This is a genomic window from Aestuariivivens sp. NBU2969, assembly GCF_019931125.1.
Classification (GTDB): Bacteria; Bacteroidota; Bacteroidia; order Flavobacteriales; family Flavobacteriaceae; genus Aestuariivivens; species Aestuariivivens marinum.
This window is the reverse complement of the sequence record NZ_JAIOUU010000004.1, coordinates 182,720-201,174: the sequence shown is the minus strand read 5'-3', so window position 1 is coordinate 201,174 and position 18,455 is coordinate 182,720. Positions and strand designations below refer to the sequence as shown.

Genomic DNA, 18,455 nt, shown 5'->3' with positions numbered 1-18,455 from the left:
GATCCTTATTTTTATAGCTATTCAAAACACATAACATGCGTTATAAAAATACACTGTTTATACTGCTTTTTTTTTGTTTAAGCTGTAAAAAAGAAAAAGTAAAAGATTCTTATAATGGTGCTAGTGGTACCATTTTCACTTTAATACCGGAAAACCATTCCAAAATAAGATTTCAGAATACGGTTGTAGAGAATTTATATTTCAACTTTTTAAATTATTCATACATCTATAATGGCGGAGGCGTAGCGGTAGGGGATGTTAATAACGATGGGTTGGAGGATATTTATTTTACTTCCAACCAAAACACTAACAAATTATACATAAATAAAGGCAACTTTGTTTTTGAAGATATTACAGAAAAAGCAAATGTAAAGGACGATGATGGTTGGTCAACTGGAGTAACCATGGTTGATATAAATAATGATGGCTGGTTGGATATTTATGTCTGTAAATCGGGATCTTTAAATAATGCCGAATTAAGGCAGAACAAATTATTCATCAACCAAAAAAATGGAACATTTAAAGAGGAAGCTAAACAATATGGACTGAACCAGAAAGGCTTTTCAACACAGGCTTATTTTTTAGATTACGATAAGGATGGAGATTTGGACATGTATTTAGTGAATCATCGTGCCGATTTCCAAAATAACATTGTTATTAACTTAGAGTTGTTAAAGCAAATAACACAGGAAGATTCCGATCAATTATTCAGAAACGATAATGGAACATATGTTAATGTTACGCAACAAGCAGGAGTTGCTAATAAGGCATGGGGATTGAGTGCTTCAATAGGAGATTTTAATAATGATAATTGGCCAGACATATATGTGGCTAACGACTTTTTAGAGCCAGATTTTTTATATATAAATAATCAGGATGGCACATTTACCGATGCCATTAAAACTTATTTTAAGCATATTCCAGCCAATAGCATGGGTTCAGATTTTGCTGATATTAACAACGATTTATTACCAGATCTTATTGTTTTGGATATGATGGCCGCAGACAGAAAACGAGGTAAGGAAAACATGGCAACCATGAGCACTGAAAACTTCAATTTAATGGTTAAAATAGGTTTTCATCATCAATACATGTCCAATATGTTACAGCTTAATAATGGTGAAGGGGCCTATAGTGAAATTGGTCAACTTTCAGGAATAGCAAAAACAGATTGGAGTTGGGCACCTTTAATAGCAGATTTTAATAATGATGGCTATAACGATGTTTTTGCTACAAATGGTATTGAAAATGATTTATCTAATCAAGACTTCAGGAATAAAATGCGCCAAAATATTAAGAACCGCATAAAAGTAACATTAGAAGAAGCCATTTCTATGATGCCCTCGACTAAACTTTCTAATTACTTATTTTTAAATAATAAGGATTATACATTTATAGATGTCTCTAAAGATTTTGGTCTTGATAAGAAAATAAATTCAAACGGAGCGGCTTATGCCGATTTTGATAACGATGGCGATTTGGATTTGGTGATTAATAATCAGTCCGATAAGGCTTCAATATATAGAAATAACACTGAAGCAAACTATATAAAGGTTGTTTTAACCGGTAACAATAAAAATAGAAAAGCTATCGGAGCAAAGGTTTTTGTATATGCAAACGGAATGCATCAGGTTAAGGAAGTTTATTCTAGTAGGGGGTACCAATCTTCTGTAAGCTATAACTTAAACTTTGGATTGGGAGACAATACAAAAGTAGATAGCCTTAAAGTGGTTTGGGATGAAAACAAATCACAGACATTAAAAAGTATTAATGTAAATACTCAAGTTGAACTTTCCTTTTCCAATGCAGAAAGTATTGGCGAAAAAGCAGGGGAAACAAAAAACCCTTTTGAAAATATTAGCGCAGAAAGCTTAGGAATAAATTATAAGCACGAATCTGTGGTATTTAATGATTATGGTTTGCAGGTATTGCTGCCACAAAAGCAATCAACTATAGATAATGCCTTGGCCGTTGCAGATGTGAACAATGATGGGTTGGACGATATTTTTATAGGGAATACAAAAGACTACCCTTCAGCATTGTATATTCAGTTGCCATCGGGTAAGTTTAAGCTCTCTAATGAAAGCTTATTCGAAACAGAAAAAAAGTACAATGATAATAATGCCTTGTTTTTTGACGCCGATAGTGATGGTGATTTGGATTTGTATGTAGCAACAGGAAACTACAGTCTGCCTGAACATAGTGTTTTATTGCAGGACAGGTTATATCTTAATGATGGAAGTGGTAATTTTTATAAAGGGAAACTTCCAAAAATGCTAACTGTTACTAAAGCTATTGCATCAAATGATTTTGACGGTGATGGTGATTTAGATTTGTTTGTAGGGGGGAGGGTCGTTCCTGGAAAATATCCTATGGCACCAGAATCGTATTTGTTGGAGAATAGAAATGGGAGCTTTGTAAATGTTACTTTAGAAAGAGGGAAGGCATTAGCAAATTTGGGGTTAATTAATGATGCAATTTTCTCTGATTATGATAATGATGGGGATAAGGATTTATTGGTTGTAGGAGAATGGTTGCCTGTAACAATTTTTAATAATAAGGAAGGAACTTTTACTAATACAGATACATCTTTAAAAATAAAATCTGGATGGTTCCAAACTATAAAAGCCATTGACTTTGATCATGATGGTGATGAGGATTATTTTGTTGGTAATTATGGTCATAACAATAAATTTCATCCCAGCGAAAGAAAGCCGTTACACATATATGCCAATTATTTTGATGATAATAAAAGCTATGATATGGCATTAAGTAAGGAATCACAGGGTGCACTTTTCCCCATTCGAGGTAAAGAATGTTCTACACAACAGACGCCTTTTTTAAAAAACAAGATACCTACCTATAGTGCTTTTGCAAACTCAAATATTATTGATATTTATGGTGAGGAAAACATAGAAAATGCATTGCACTTAGAAGTAAATACTTTCAGTTCTTTTTTTATTGAAAACAAGGGGAATAATAATTTTGAATTTAAGCCATTACCCCAAAAAGCTCAATTTGGCCCAGTATTAGGGTTTGAGTTTTTAGATTTAAACAAAGATTCCAAAAAGGAAGTTTTAGTCATTGGGAATAATTATGATGCAGAAGTTGAAACGATACGCTATGATGCATTTAGAGGCTGTGTGTTGGATAGTAATTGTGAATTATTGGATGGTTTTCAAAACTTCACCCACGATGATACCAAAGCAATAAAGAAAATTAAAATTAATGGAACTACACACATAGTACTTTTAAATGCTGGTAAAGCGTTAACGTTTTTAAAATTAATAGAAGCAAAATTAAAATAGTTTGCTGATTTTTATGGTGATGGTTATAAGGAGCTTAAGTAGTTGTTTAAAAATAAATATATCTTATATTAAAATTAGGGTGATAGTGTATTAGATAGATGAAACTTCAAGAAAGAATATAAAAAAACCGGAAGAGCTCAGCCTTCCGGTTTTTATTAACAAATTAAATTAAACGCTCTTAAATATAAAAAAGGTTATCTGTTAAAAATTAGATCCGCCTGTATCCCACCATAGTCTTGTACCTCCATTATCTGGGCCACCAAGTTTACTAACAGCTGCAGATACGCCGTCTGGGTTTGTAGACAATTCACTATCTACAAACGGAATCCGTCTAATTTGAATATTGGTATCAATGGTGCCACCACTTTGGTTGCTTACAACCGGGAAAATTTTAGGATACCCTGTACGCCTATATTCACTCCAAGCTTCTTGTCCTTCAGGGAACATGGCAATCCATTTTTGGGTAATTATACGCTCAAGGTTTTCCTCATTAGTCCCGCCAGCATCCCAAGCAATGGTAATATTGCTCATAGCTGAAATACTATTAGAAGCATTAACAGGGTCGACATAATCGGCTGGGGTTGATGTATTATCAGCAATATAAGCTGCAGCACCACCCACACCGTGCTGTTCGAATGATAACTGAATACCTGTTTCATAATTCGCTTGTGCATTTCCAGATCCAGTCCAACCTCTCAAAGAGGCCTCTGCTTTTAAGAAAGCAACTTCTGCCGCAGTCATTAATTGCACTGTTGAGGTATGTACACCATCATTTATAGCAGAAAAACCAATATAATCTGCTTTTTGCGCTAGCTCATCTGCATATCCAGTTAACAAAGGAAGTCCACCTCTTATACCCTTTACCGAACCAGCAACACTTGTTGGAGAATCAAAATACTTTTCAGCCCTTCCATCGTTGTAACCCACTAAAATAGATTCCATTGATGCATTCATTCTTATATCTCCCCACGAATTATCAATAATAGAAAGAGGATGGTCTAAAGAACTGTTTACATTAAAGTTGTCCTCATTACTATCCAACAATCCTAAGGATTGCGATAATGCTTTTTCACCTTCAGTTTTTGCTTTAGTTTGATCTACTTTTGAAATTCTAATGGCTAAACGTAGACGTAACGAGTTGGCCAATTTTACCCATTGCCTATAGTCTCCATTGTAAGATTTGTCAAAAGCAGCAAATTTTTGGCTATCTATATCAGCCATTAAACTGGCTACAGCCGTATCTAAATCATTAAAAAACGCATTGTAAGCTTCTTGTTGGGAGTCATAAACACCAGCATTGGCTAGGTCGCCAAAATTGGAATACACTATTGGGCCAAATACATCAGACACACGATGCATAGCTTCTACTTTTAGAATCAGAGCAACCGCATTAAGCGTAGGGAATTCTACTTCTGTTAGTTTACTTATATCATCAACATTATTCATTACGTTAGAATACGGAACACTCCATATAAAATTGTTCCAACCACTTACCAGAGCATAAGTTGTGTTATTAGCACCTGCAACAAAAGGCCTTGGATTGGTCATATAACCAGAGTAAACATCGGCATTTAGGTTTTGTTGTAATTGGTACGACCAAGCGGGAGTATATTGGTAAATGCTCTCAAAAATAGGTTTATATTTTGAACCTACATGTTGAAAATCTACTTCTAACTGATCCTGGGTTATATTTCTGTCGTTTGTGTTAAATTGATCTAAATCACTACACGATGCAGTTATAAAGGCCAATATGACGGTGTATATAAATAGTTTATTTATGTTTTTCATGATATTTTTTTTAGAATGATAAATTAAGATTTAGACCTAGACTTCTAGAAGAAGGAAGTCCTAAAGCATCCACCCCTTGTAATGCATTTCCCGTACTTAATGAAATATTGGGGTCGTGTGGGGCATCTTTATAGAAGAAGAATAAATTGTTGGCTACAAAAGATGCTTTTATTCTAGAAAAGAACGCGTTTTCAGGTAAATTAAAGTTATATCCTAAAGCAAATTCAGCTAGCCTTACATTGGTAGCACTGTAAATATATTCTCCAGTAAAACCATTTCTACCTCCAACTTTACCATAATAATCTTGAGCAGACAATGTTGATACAGATCCATCTATTTGTGCGCTTACCGTTCCATTTGCTGTTTCCCTAGCTGAATTATTACTAAAACCTTCTACAATAGCTTCGGTCATACTCATGGTTTCACCACCAAATTTTCCGTCAATTAAGAAATCTAATGAGAAATTCTTGTATTCAAATGAGTTGTTCCAACCTAAAGTAAAATCTGGGTTGGCATTTCCAACTTTGGTAAGCCCATCTATAGTATTGTCATCATTAGCAATTACAGCATCACCTTCAATAATGGGTAAACCATCAGCATTTTTTCTAACAACTTGGGCATAAATGTCGCCAAAAGAACCGCCTTCAATAAGATAAGATCCAAATGTATTAACTCCTTTACCAGATAGTGTAAAGAATTCAGGTTCGATTAATCCCTCTAATACTTGACCATTGTATATCTTTTCAATTTTATTTTTATTGGAAGCAAAGTTTAGTGTTGAGGTCCAAGTTAAATTTTCTTTTTGAATAGGGATGACATAAACTGAAGCTTCTATTCCTTTATTGGAAATTTCACCTGAGTTTAAATAAGCTTGAGAAGCCCCTATGATTGATACAGATGTTGAAAAGGCATAATATTGATCCACAGTTTTTGTATTGTAATAACCTATATCAAAACCTAAACGATTGTTGTTAAATTTCCACTCAGTACCAATTTCAAACGACTTTTGTCTCTCTGGTTTTGGGGTTGATCCAGGGAAAGGTTTGATAGGGTTGTTAGGGCTTACACCACCACCTCCAAAGATTATTGATCGTTGAGGGTTTATTTGATCTGCAACAAAAGCATTACCAACTTCGGCATAAGAGGCTCTAAGTTTAGCAAACGAAACACTTTCTGGTAGCTCAAACATTTCACTTAAAACTCCTGTTACACCAACCGAAGGATAAAAGAACGAATTGTTCTCAGCAGGTAATGTAGAGGACCAATCGTTACGAGCAGTTAAGTCTACAAATAGTTTGTCATTAAATCCTATTGTTGCACTAGCAAATAAAGAGTTGGTCCTTATTTCTAATGAGTTTTGAGTAAAGTTAACAGAAGGATTACCATTAAAGTTTTGGAAAGCAAACACATTGGCATATTGCAGTCCGCCATTAGTTCCAGAGTCACCTGTGAATGATTCAGTGATATTACGTGTGGTACTAGTACCGATAATAGCAGATAGAGAGGTAGTTTCATTAATTTGCGTATTAATGTTTGCAATTATATCTCCATATAACTGGGTGAAGTCATTTTCAATAACTATATAGCGTCCATTTGCTGGGGCTAATGTAGCTTCTGTAGTAGCATAAATTTTTCTTTCAAAGTTAAGCTGTGACCTATCATAAGTTCCCCTGGTTTGTAGTGACAGCCAATCATTAATTTTAAAGTTTAAATTTAAAGACGCCAATAATTTATTGTTAGTGTCCTCTGAAGCATTTCTGTGTAAAATCCAATATGGGTTTTGTTCAATATCAGATGTACCCCTAAACCACCTTTGGGCCATGATGTTTCTGCTTGCTTCAAATTCCTCAAAATTAGAGTAATTAGATAATTTTTCGGTACCTGATTGAAACGCATAAACACCAACTAATGGGTTAAAATACAAACCAGAAATAGGTCTGTTTTTAATATTTTGCGTAGATGCCATAACACTGGCGCTAATGTTAAACTTCCCATCAAATAATTGAGCAGTTTCTCTAACGTTAAAGGTGTGTTGTTTTAAGTTATTGGTCGGTAATATACCATTGGCAAAGGTGTTACTGTATGAAAAGTACGTTTGTGCATTTTCTGTTCCACCAGAAACTGATAACGAGTTTATATTTGTTATTCCAGTATCTAAAAAGTCATCGATGTTACTTTGAGTCTCATCGTTAAAATCCATTGTATATGCAGCACTATCTACTGTTAAGTTAGAAGAAAAGTCTGCTTTAAAAGCACCTGAACGTCCTTTTTTGGTCGTTATTAAAATAACACCATTTAAACCGGCACTACCATATAAAGCCGAAGCCGAAGCACCCTTTAGTACAGTTAATGATTCAATATCGTCAGGGTTTATTAGTGAAAGGGCATCACCGCCATCACGGTTACCCCCATTAATATCTCCAAAAGTATCTCCTGGTTGACTAGCATTGGGGTTAGATAATGGAACACCATCTACCACATAAAGGGGCTGGTTGTTACCAATTGAAGAATTACCACGTAAGGTTACCTTAACAGACCCTCCAACACCAGATGCACTTCGTGTGATGGAAACACCAGATACCTTACCTGATAAACTGTTAATTGGGTTAGTTTGTTTGGCCTTATTTAGCTCATCTGCGTTAATGTCCTGCGCAGCATAGGTTAGGGACTTACGGGTTTTTTTGATTCCTAAAGCTGTAACTACAACTTCACTTAAGCTTTCTGCATCTTCCTGCATAGTAATATTTATTGTGTTGGAATCACCAACTGTAACAGTCTCGGTTTTCATTCCTACATATGAAAACTCTAAAACATCACCCACACTGGCTTGTATAGTAAAGTTTCCATCAAAATCGGTTAATGCTCCAACAGTGGTGCCTCTAATAATAATGTTAACTCCAGCAAGAGGTAAACCACTAGCATCGACTACTGTTCCTTTAATTTCATTTTGAAGCACATCGTTGATTAGGGTTTCAATTTCTTTATCTAAATTTTCATTTTTAATGATATCTTCAATGATTTTAATGACTGAGGGATTATTTTTAGGAAATAATACAATTTGGTTTTTTATAAACCTGTAATCAATATCTGTTTTTTTAAACAAACCGGTAAGAACAAGTTTTAAGTCTTGATTACTAACATTTAATGATACTTTTTTGGAGACATCAATTAAACTGTTATTGTAAAAAAAGTTGAACTCGGTCAGGTTTTCAATTTCAGTGAAAACAGATTTTAGGTCAGTATTATCTACATTAATAGTAACATTTTGCCCATTAGCGTCTACAGCAAATAATTTTGCCATAGAAATAAAAAGCAGGAGGGTGTAAATTTTCATAATCCGGTAGAGAAATGATTTAGACAGGATCTTTGTGTCTGTTTTTTTCATAATTTTGTGTAGTTTTATTAGTTATTACTCACTAGAGTGATAATTTCACTTAAAAAGGGAATGTTGGCGCATTCTCTTTTTTTATTTATGTGAAAAACTATCTTACTCCAGTATTATTTTATCATCTACTATTTTAAATTTAATAGGAGATGATATAGTTAAAAGCTTAAGGACATCATTGATGCTTAAGTTGTCAAATGTACCAGTGTACTCATAGTTTAAAAGGGTTTTAGAGTTAATAATTATTTTTGTGTTATATTTTCTTTCTAAATCGGAAACAACTTCTTGAAGAGGTGTTTTATTAAAAATGAGTTTCCCCTCTCTCCAGGAAACCACTTGATCCAATGACTTTACTTCTTCAATTTCTAATTTATTGTCTTTTTTATGGAAAACCGCTTTTTGTGATGGGGCTAATATTATAGGAGTTTCCTCATCTTTAATTAACTCTACTTTACCTGAAACTAAAGTGGTTTCAATCCTTTTGTCTTTGGAGTAAGATTTAACATTGAATGAAGTTCCCAAAACACGTATTTTAATACTATTGGTGTTTACAATAAAAGGTTTAGTTACATCTCTTTTTATATCAAAAAACGCTTCTCCAACAAGAGTGACTTCTCTAATACTGTCGTTAAATTCTCTAGGATAACTTAATTCACTATCAGCATTTAAAACAATTTTAGATCCATCTGGGAGATAAACTTCTTTTTTATCACCTCTTTCTGTGATGAAACTAACTTTGGATAGGTCATTAAGGGTTTTGGTTATGGATTCTTTTGGGGAAGACAATGTGTCGTTAAAAATTGTATCAGGTTGAAAGTTCCACAAAAAAGCAAAAGCAACAACGATAGATGCTACTAAATATATTTTTTTGCTGAATTTTCTTTTTCTTATATTATTTTTAAATCTTTCAAAAAAGAAATCATTACTATTATTGGGAGCATCTTTAAAAGTTGAAGCAATATATTTTGCTTTTAAAATGCTATATAATTTCTGGTTTTCAGGATTTTTTCTAATCCATTCTATCGCCTTTCTTTTATCGATAGAATCCAAATCGCCTTTAATATATTTTATGATTTGTTTTTTATTCATATAAGACCTGTTATATATAAGACGTAATTATATACATACATCCACTAGTCAATTTTAATTTTTTTTAAAAAAATTAAAATTATAAGATAGAAAGGAACTCTCTTAACGTAATTTTTAATTGCTTAATAGCCTTAGAAATGTGGTTTTCAATGGTGTTTGTTGAAATGTTCATTTCAGAAGAGATGTCTTTGTGCTTTAACCCTTCTATACGACTTTTAATAAACACATCCTTACATTTTGGGGGCAGCAAATCGATAGCATTGAGTATGGCTTCATTTAATTCTTTTTCTATGAGTAATGAAGCAGAATCATCAGATAATGCAGCATAATTAATAGAAGCTTCTAGTTGAGATAAATTATTATCTAGATGCAGTTGTTGTTTTTTAGATCTTAAATAATCCAGACAAGCATTTTTGGTCATGCTAAATAAATAACCATTTAAGTTGGTTTTAATATCTTTTTTGGACCAAACTTTCATAAATACATTTTGAATAATCTCTTCAGCATCCTCTTTTATGGTAATATATTGTGAAGCAATATAAAGAAGTTTTGGTCTGTATAATCTGAATAATACTTCAAAAGCTAAAACATCGCCATTGTTAATACGAGTTATAAATTCTTTAGTGTTTAACTGCGAAATATTATTCATGTAAATTCTTCTGTAAAGACTTAAATTTTAATAAATTTGATAAATCTACGATTTTTTTATGAATTTCATAAAAAAACATACTTGGGTTTAGACGCTCTATAATTATTAGGGTTTATTGAAGTGCTAGAAACCCATATAATTTGAGAATTCTTAGTTTATATAATTGTCCTAATTCTAAAATGAGTTGGTACAAATTCGACTTGTTTCAGGAAGGGATACATACTTAAAGATATATTAATAACGAATGTCTAAATTAGATTTTTCAGTGTTATTTTTATTATATTCACAAATATCTTATAGATATAGTTGTTTATATGTAAAATTATGTTGTTTATATATTTTTTTTCTAACAGTGGGTGAAAATTAATACTTTAAATTTTTTAAAAACAAAATCAATTAAATATTAACTTAAAACTAAATGTGTATGAGAAAAAACGATTAATCTTAATAATCCATTAAAGTTTAAAATGGATTAACAAATTAAACTCGAGATTAAATTAACAAATTCAAAAAAACAATTATGATTAAACAATTACTCAAACTTATTGTTTTTGTTTGTGCTTTGGGTGCTCAAAGTGTTTTTGCACAAACAGGAACGATTGTCAAAGGGAAAATTACTGACACAAATGGAATTCCACTTCTAGGGGCCAATATTATTGAAAAAGGGACCTCTAATGGAACATCGTCTGATTTTGATGGAAACTACAGTATTACGCTTTCAGGAGGAAATGCAATTTTGCAAATTTCTTATGTCGGTTATGTAGCTCAAGAAATAGATGTTAATGACCAAACAACTATAAATGTAACATTGGAAGAAGATGCTAGCCAATTAGATGAAGTTGTAGTAACGGCTTTAGGAATTAAAAAGGAGGCAAAAGCTTTAGGTTATTCTGTTGCTCAAGTTGATAATGAGCGTATTATGGCTAGTGGTACGCCTGTAAATGCGTTACAATCCTTATATGGCTCTGCTTCTGGTGTAACTGTAGCTACAACGGCTACTGGACCTTCAGGGGGTATGAAAATTAATATTCGTAATGCAGTTTCTTTTGATGCTGCTTCTACTACTAGACCATTAATTGTTGTGGATGGTATTCCAATTCATGATGAGAACTCTAATATCACTTACAACGCGAGGGCAGGTAGAGATAATGGTACGGGGATTAATGATATAAACCCAGACGATATAGAATCGATTCAAATTCTTAAAGGAGCAAAGGCTTCTGTATTATATGGAAGTGAAGGAGCTAACGGGGTTATGCTTATAACTACCAAAAGCGGTTCAAAAAGTCGAGGTCTTGGCGTATCTTTCTCAGCAACAACAACAATTGAAAATGCTGCGTTTTATCCAGAACTTCAAGATATCTATGGAACAGGTAGGAGTGCTAGTTTAAGTGCTACAGATGATGAAGGGTATTTTCTTAATGAAAATTTAGAGAGATCGTTAGATCCAGCCGGGGCTGCATTTGGTCCCAAATTTGATCCTAATGTAATGCTAAACTGGTGGGATGGAACGACTAGACCATGGGTTGCTAATAAGGAATCAGTTTATGAGCAATTATTTAGAACAGGTTCACAACAGGTGGCAAATGTTTCGGTAAGCTCAGGTAGTGATAAAGGATCTATACGCTTTTCATATACTAAAACAGATTATACACCTATTAACTTAGGAGCTAGATACAAAAAAGATGCCTTTAGTGTGGCTGCGTCTTACGATTTGAATGATTTTATATCAGTAAAATATTCTGGTAACTACTATTCAACAGATAATTTAAACTCTGCTTATGCTGGGTCTTTTGATGCCCAAGGAGCAAGAGCATCTTTAGGGGCGTATGCAAGAGACATTGATGTAGACTTGTTGCGAAGCTTTTTAGTTACTGATGATGGTTACAATTACTTTGCAAATCCAAACTTGAGTAATAATTATATTTCTGCAGGTAGAGCATCGGTAATTGGTACTTTATGGGATTGGACTCAGAATGAATCCATTTTTAACAGAAACCACAATCTTCAATCGCTTACAATAGATTTAAAGTTCACAGATAATTTAAGCTTGACTTTACTTGGAGGGTTGGATCATACTGTTGAACGAAACATGTACAAAGGCAAGCTTCAAGATCCATCTTTAATAGGACCTAACAGTGGTTCGGTTTTTAGGGATACAAACAGATTAATTCGTAAAAATTATGGTCAAGCTACCTTGAATTTTAATAAGGGGTTTGGAGATTTTGATGTTTCTGGATTTGTTGGAGGAGTGATAAGAAAAAACTATTTAGAGTCTAAAGGTGCTGAAAAAATTGGTGGCTTTGTAATTCCAAACTTCTTCTCGTTTTCAAACTTGCCTTCGGGAGTTCAGCCTGTTTACAATTATTCCAACGGAGAAGATATTTTATATAGTTTGTTAGGATCAGTTCAGGTTGAATGGAAAGATCAAATTTATATAGAGGCTCAAGCCCGTCAAGATTGGTCATCCATATTGCCGCCTGCCAATAACCAGTTTTTCTATCCTGGATTAAGTGCTACTTGGATTGCATCAAACACTTTAGAATTACCAGAGGTCGTTAAGTTTTTAAAATTGAGAACATCATGGGCAGATGTAGGTCGTCCGGGTCCTCGTTATTTTGGTAATGTCAATCTTGGAGTATCCCAGTCAGGTGGAGGGTTCATTTTATCGCCTCCAAACGATTTGCCTCCAATTGACGAGAATTTCTTTCCTAACTTAAAACCAGAACGTAAACGTGAATTTGAAGTTGGTTTAGAAGGTTACCTTTTTGATGATAGGCGTTTAGGTTTCGATTTATCGATTTATCATTCGAATACTTACGATCAAATAATGCGAGTAACCGCACCCCCAGGATTGGGTGTAAGCAGCGTTAGACTTAACGCAGGGGATGTTGCTAATACTGGATGGGAATTGGCTGTAAAGACCAAGCCTATTATAACACAAGATTTTTCATGGAATTTTGATATGACATTCTCGGGAAGTAAAACCAAAGTTAAGCGCTTAGATGGTGAAATACAAGGTTTAAACTTATGGTCAACCAATGGTTTAAATGCTGTAGCAAGAGTTGGAGGAGAGTATGGTTTAATATATCAACAAAGAGGTTGGCAACATTATATTAATCCTTCGGATGATAATGATTCAAACAATGGAGAACGTATCGTGGATAATTCTGGTACACGTTACAGTTATTCTACTAGTAGTAATCGTGTTGTTGGTAAATTATTGCCAGATGTATTTGGAGGAGTTTTTAGTAGAATGAATTATAAGAACTTTAGTTTAGTATTTAACATAGATTATTCATTTGGAGCGACCTTTATTAATGAAGGAGAAACTTATATGATGGCAGCTGGTGTTTTAAAGGAAAGTTTAAAATACAGAGATGCAGAAACAGGTGGCCTAGCCTATTATTTGAATGGTAATACGAAGGTAGCAGGACAAAATCCTAATGGAGCTACATACAATGATGGCGTTCTACTTAGTGGTGTAAGATCAGATGGAACACCAAATAATCAAGTTGTTGCAGCTCAAGATTATTATTATGATTCTTACTTTTCCAATGGATTTTATCCTGAAGATCGCTTGTTTAAGAGTGATTATATTGCATTGCGTAATATAGCTTTAGACTATAGATTACCCGATTTTTCTAAAACTATTGGTCTTTCAGATATAGTTGTATCTGTATTTGCAAATAATGTTGCGTATATTTACAAAGCTGCACCAAATACGGTGCCTGAAGCTTCTAATGGAACAGGATGGGCTGATAGTTCTTATGGAACAACCGCTATGCCATTACAACGTTCATTTGGATTGTCTATAAAAGGAAAAATTTAACAAAAAAATGTAACTATGAAGAATTTATTATTAAGATCAATTCTTTCAATTTGCGTATTGTTTAGCTCTGTGAGTTGTGACGATAAGCTAGAAGAATTATTTCAAGACCCAGATGGGTTTTCTAAAGCTCAAGCAGATGCTGCTGGGGTTAGTATTATTGCAGGGTATTTTACCTCGCAACTTACTCGTGGTTTTTTTCTAAGAGGTGACTATGGTTCAGCTTATCACCAATTAAGAAGTGGTTCCCGTGTTATGGGGACAGGAGTTCAACTTTATTATACTACAGATGCTTTTGGTCTAAGTTATGTGCTTAGAGATGTTGAGAACGATTGGGGTTCCAATGCCTTTAACAGAGGTGTGTTCAACAACATTAATAGTGCTTGGATAAAGCAATATTTATGGGGGCAAAAAGAATATAATAATATACCCGAAGCCGACCGTTCAGTTAGCGATGAACTTTATATGAAACTGCTACAGCTATTAAAAGGCGTTGCTTACCAACGTGCGATTGATCTGTACGATGAAGTGCCTTATTTCCAAACCGGTAGTGCAGGAGCTTTAGATGGAGAAAAGGCAGAATGGATTGGGCAAGAAGAGATATACCCAATTATTCTTGATGAAGCAAAAGAAATTGAAGAGTATCTGGCTAATGTAACTTTAGGACCAGCGGAGCAAACTTCTTTTACAAATCAAGACGTTATTTTTAACGGAGATATCATGCAGTGGAGAAAGTATATTAATTCCTTACGTTTAAGGTGGGCCATGAACGTTAGTGAAGTTCAGCCAAATATTACTTCGACTGTGCTTTCTGAATTGAATGGGAAACCAATGTTTGATCAGCCCAATGATGTTGCCGGTTTGGCAGATATAGCTATAGTGGAGCCTTATAGGTTACAAGTAGAATTAGGTATTACAAGAGCATTTAGGGAACGTGCAGATGAGTGTCGTGCTCCCAAGCGCTTTTTAGAAGACGTAATGAACTGCGTGCCTACCGAGAGTAGTGTTGTAGTTAATGGAGAAACATTATATTATTTTGATGGTGATAACTCTGCTCAAGGTTTAATGGACGGGACTGTGGATCCAAGGGTAGCCTATCTGTTTTCTAAAGATGTTTTGGGAAGATATGTTGGTGCAGAAACAGGATGGGACGATGGTAGTGACCCTAACAGTTATTTCAATAAAGCTATGAGGGCTTATTATATTAATCATCCTATTATGACCGATATTAATGTAACTGAGATTACTTTTGGAGCTCAAGGTAACGAAATGACCATAAAGCTGAATGATGAGGCTACAGCCGATTTATCAAAGCGGGAAGCCTTTTTATTGAAAGCCTTTAGAAATCAATGTGGACAATATCAGGATATTGGTTGGACAATTGGTACAGATAGAAATATGATCTCAGAATATAATGTACGGCCACAGTATAATTTTGATATTAGGTATCCTACCTTGCACGCAGTAGAGTCAGAATTGTTAAAAGCGGAAGCAATTGTTAGAGGTTTTGGTGGAATTACAGGAAATGCTGCCGACCATTATAAAAACGCAATTGAATTATCATGTGCTTATTGGTATGGCATAAACGCAAACAACGCCTATAATAAGGGTACTACGCCTTCATTCCCTAGTAACATGGCTCAATCAAGAATCGATAGAGACCGTCCTGAGATGGAGTATAACCCAGGCGCCTATGCTGATTTTGCGGCCCAGCAGTTTAATGCAATGTCAGATAAAGATAAGGTGACAGCTATATTTAATCAAATGCAGTTACATTATAATATGTTCAACTTTGAGACACCTTATTCTAATGCACGTCGTTTAATCAAGTATTTAGGAGATAACCCTGGGTCGCCGTATGAAGTTTTTGTTTGGAAGGAAAGATTCCTTTACAACCCAAATATTCAAGCAACAGATCCAGAAGCATGGGCAATTATAAGTCAACATGATGACTATAATTTACCATTATGGTTCACTGGACGTCAAACAAAATGGACTAATGTACTTGAATAAAATATTAACACTTTAATTTTATAGTATGAAAAAATTTATAATATTAATATTAACCATTGTTTTATCTGTTTCTTGTAGCAAGAAAGATGATGCTACAATAATTGGGACAGCTTCTGCAGATAACGGGAATGTTCTGTCTGGTATTACTGTGAAGCTTTATTCAGAAAGTACTACCCTACTTGAAGATACCCAAACAGATAGTCAAGGTAATTTTAAATTTTCTGGTTTAGAATCAGGCAATTATTATATTGGAGCCACAATTACAGTTAATGGAACAGTTTGGGATACTGGTAATAGGCCTAGGATTGTTTACGTTGGTGATGAAATTGTTGAAGAGGTCGCCTTAACATTAACTCAAAAGTAGTGTAGCGATAAACTTATTAATAGTTAAATTGTAAGCTAAGGTGCAGATGATGTATAATTATCGCACCTTAGTTTTTTTAATATCATTTGTTTCTATTTTTGTAAAAAAAGGATTTGTTTTATTAAAATAATTGGTGTTTTATATGAGTGTATCTATTGTTAAAATTTTTTCACCCTTAAAAGAAAGAGTTGGTAGTACAATTCCAATTAAATATCATATTATTTTTTGGATTAGTTACTTTACATTTAATGTAGTAAGATGGGGTAGTTTTTTTAATGATTTTCAATATTCATTGAAAACCAATCTAATAGAATTTACCATTCATATTATTGTTATATATTTTAATATATACTATTTAATACCTAATTTATTCTTACAGAAAAAGTATTTAAAATATATAAGTTCTATCTTTCTTATTTTAATATTGGTTTACATTGTAAGAACGGCCTTTATATATGTATTAACTGGGGTTGTTTCTCCTGAACTAGGTAGGCCAGTTTCGTTTTTAGACTTAAATCATTTTATTGTGGTTGCTTTAGGGCAGCTTTATGTAATGACCTTTGTTACCGCAATTAAAGTCTTGGTCGATTGGAGTATTGAAAAGAAACGTAATGAAGACCTCTCACAACTGCAATTAAGTACGGAATTAAAGTTTTTGAGAACACAGGTTCAGCCTCATTTTTTCTTCAATACCCTAAATAATTTGTATGCACTTGCCTTAAAAAAGTCTGATAGTATGCCTCGGCTTCTTTTAAAACTATCTGATATGATGGAATACGTGCTATATGAAGTACAAGATTCTAAAGCAAATTTGCTGCAAGAAATCAATCATATTAATAATTACATTGATATTGAAAATTTAAGGTTTAAGAATAGGGTAGAAACAGAAATGCATATTACAGGAGACATAGAAGATGTTAAAGTGCCTCCTTTATTATTTATAACTTTTGTTGAAAACTGTTTTAAGCACGGCTTAAGAAACAACGATAAGATTAAAATAGAAATTAATTTTGAAGTTGTTAATGGAAAATTTTTAGAGTTTAGTATTTCTAATAATTATAACCCAGAAGCCATGAATGAGGAAAAAAAGGGGATAGGAATTTCTAATTCGTTAAGAAGGTTGAAGATTTTGTTTTCCAAAAACTTTGTTTTAAGGACGAATACAGATAATGGTATTTACAGTTTATTTTTAAGGATTCCTGTGGCTTGAAAACTAAAGTGCAAACATTTAAATGTAAATACATACTATAATGTTATGAACATAAATATTTTTTTTCATTGATAATCAAATAAAAATTTTTAAATAGATGAAAATTACATGTGCTATTATTGATGATGAACCATTGGCTATTCAAGTTATTGAAAGTCATTTAAAGGAGTTCAACAATATAGAAATTACTAATACATTCAATGACCCTTTAAAAGCATTTGAAGTACTCCAAATGAATAAACCTGATGTTATTTTCTTGGATATTAATATGCCTCGAATGACGGGTTTTACTTTTTTGCAAAGTTTAAACTATAAGCCATTAATTGTTGTTACTACTGCATATAGGGAATATGCTGTGGAAAGTTTTGAGCTTGATGTAACCGATTACTTAGTTAAGCCCATACCATTTAATCGATTTTTGAAAACAATTAATAAAATATATCAGCTCAAGCAATTAACAAGCAATAGCGAGTCTAATTTGCAACAGGAACCACATATTTTTTTAAAGGTAAATAAAAAGCTGATAAAAGTATATTTATCAGATATTCTCTTTATTGAAAGTTTAAAGGATTATATAAAAGTGATTACAAATTTAGGAGACTATGTTGTGCACAAATCTTTAACCGCTATAACAGATGAACTGCCTTCTTCAAATTTTATAAGGGTTCATCGATCTTTCACGGTTTCTATGAGTCAGGTAAAGGCACTTGACGGTAATACCATAGAAATAGCTGATAAAAAAATACCTATTGGGAGAATGTACTTAAAAGAAGCTAAAGAACGCATTTTTAAAATAAATGAAACAAATGATTAACGGCAT

Annotated in this window: 10 protein-coding genes; 6 read left to right on the top strand and 4 right to left on the bottom strand. The window is 33.4% G+C overall.

Going from position 1 to position 18,455, the window contains the following annotated elements; all coding sequences use genetic code 11:
• The first annotated feature begins 35 nt into the window (after window positions 1–35).
• Complete coding sequence (locus K7G79_RS05185; protein ID WP_223549833.1) at window positions 36–3,308, top strand: VCBS repeat-containing protein; 3,273 nt, start codon at window positions 36–38, stop codon at window positions 3,306–3,308.
• 201 nt (window positions 3,309–3,509) lie between these two features.
• On the opposite strand, the gene K7G79_RS05180 is transcribed toward K7G79_RS05185, so the two are convergent.
• The 4 genes from K7G79_RS05180 to K7G79_RS05165 form a co-directional block, all read right to left on the bottom strand.
• A complete protein-coding gene (locus tag K7G79_RS05180) occupies window positions 3,510–5,096 on the bottom strand; it encodes a RagB/SusD family nutrient uptake outer membrane protein (RefSeq protein WP_223549831.1) in 1,587 nt (528 codons plus the stop codon).
• A gap of 10 nt (window positions 5,097–5,106) precedes the next feature.
• Window positions 5,107–8,481, bottom strand: coding sequence for a SusC/RagA family TonB-linked outer membrane protein (locus K7G79_RS05175; RefSeq protein WP_223549830.1), 3,375 nt, complete (start codon window positions 8,479–8,481; stop codon window positions 5,107–5,109).
• Between the two features lie 102 nt (window positions 8,482–8,583).
• Window positions 8,584–9,570: a FecR family protein gene (locus tag K7G79_RS05170; protein ID WP_223549828.1), complete on the bottom strand. Its 987-nt coding sequence runs from the start codon at window positions 9,568–9,570 to the stop codon at window positions 8,584–8,586.
• A gap of 79 nt (window positions 9,571–9,649) precedes the next feature.
• The gene (locus K7G79_RS05165; RefSeq protein WP_223549826.1) at window positions 9,650–10,219 is read right to left on the bottom strand and encodes an RNA polymerase sigma-70 factor; all 570 of its coding nucleotides are present in this window, start codon (window positions 10,217–10,219) and stop codon (window positions 9,650–9,652) included.
• 520 nt (window positions 10,220–10,739) lie between these two features.
• Here K7G79_RS05165 and K7G79_RS05160 point away from each other — a divergent pair.
• The 5 genes from K7G79_RS05160 (at window position 10,740) to K7G79_RS05140 (ending at window position 18,449) form a co-directional block, all read left to right on the top strand.
• Window positions 10,740–14,051: a SusC/RagA family TonB-linked outer membrane protein gene (locus K7G79_RS05160; RefSeq protein ID WP_223549824.1), complete on the top strand. Its 3,312-nt coding sequence runs from the start codon at window positions 10,740–10,742 to the stop codon at window positions 14,049–14,051.
• A 15-nt stretch (window positions 14,052–14,066) separates the two neighbouring features.
• A complete protein-coding gene (locus K7G79_RS05155) occupies window positions 14,067–16,061 on the top strand; it encodes a SusD/RagB family nutrient-binding outer membrane lipoprotein (protein WP_223549822.1) in 1,995 nt (664 codons plus the stop codon).
• 25 nt (window positions 16,062–16,086) lie between these two features.
• Window positions 16,087–16,425 (top strand): SdrD B-like domain-containing protein, encoded by a 339-nt coding sequence (locus tag K7G79_RS05150; RefSeq protein WP_223549820.1) that lies wholly within the window; start codon window positions 16,087–16,089, stop codon window positions 16,423–16,425.
• A gap of 142 nt (window positions 16,426–16,567) precedes the next feature.
• A complete protein-coding gene (locus K7G79_RS05145; RefSeq protein WP_223549818.1) occupies window positions 16,568–17,635 on the top strand; it encodes a sensor histidine kinase in 1,068 nt (355 codons plus the stop codon).
• A gap of 97 nt (window positions 17,636–17,732) precedes the next feature.
• Entirely contained in the window at window positions 17,733–18,449 is a 717-nt protein-coding gene (locus tag K7G79_RS05140; RefSeq protein ID WP_223549816.1) for a LytTR family DNA-binding domain-containing protein, read from the top strand.
• Window positions 18,450–18,455: the final 6 nt, after the last annotated feature.

Excerpts from the sequence above, each read along its gene's own strand:
- K7G79_RS05140 (WP_223549816.1), top strand. The coding sequence starts at position 17,733 with ATGAAAATTACATGTGCTATTATTGATGATGAACCATTGGCTATTCAA.
- K7G79_RS05150 (WP_223549820.1), top strand. The coding sequence starts at position 16,087 with ATGAAAAAATTTATAATATTAATATTAACCATTGTTTTATCTGTTTCT.
- K7G79_RS05155 (WP_223549822.1), top strand. The coding sequence starts at position 14,067 with ATGAAGAATTTATTATTAAGATCAATTCTTTCAATTTGCGTATTGTTT.
- K7G79_RS05175 (WP_223549830.1), bottom strand. The coding sequence starts at position 8,481 with ATGAAAAAAACAGACACAAAGATCCTGTCTAAATCATTTCTCTACCGG.
- K7G79_RS05145 (WP_223549818.1), top strand. The coding sequence starts at position 16,568 with ATGAGTGTATCTATTGTTAAAATTTTTTCACCCTTAAAAGAAAGAGTT.
- K7G79_RS05180 (WP_223549831.1), bottom strand. The coding sequence starts at position 5,096 with ATGAAAAACATAAATAAACTATTTATATACACCGTCATATTGGCCTTT.
- K7G79_RS05185 (WP_223549833.1), top strand. The coding sequence starts at position 36 with ATGCGTTATAAAAATACACTGTTTATACTGCTTTTTTTTTGTTTAAGC.
- K7G79_RS05165 (WP_223549826.1), bottom strand. The coding sequence starts at position 10,219 with ATGAATAATATTTCGCAGTTAAACACTAAAGAATTTATAACTCGTATT.
- K7G79_RS05170 (WP_223549828.1), bottom strand. The coding sequence starts at position 9,570 with ATGAATAAAAAACAAATCATAAAATATATTAAAGGCGATTTGGATTCT.
- K7G79_RS05160 (WP_223549824.1), top strand. The coding sequence starts at position 10,740 with ATGATTAAACAATTACTCAAACTTATTGTTTTTGTTTGTGCTTTGGGT.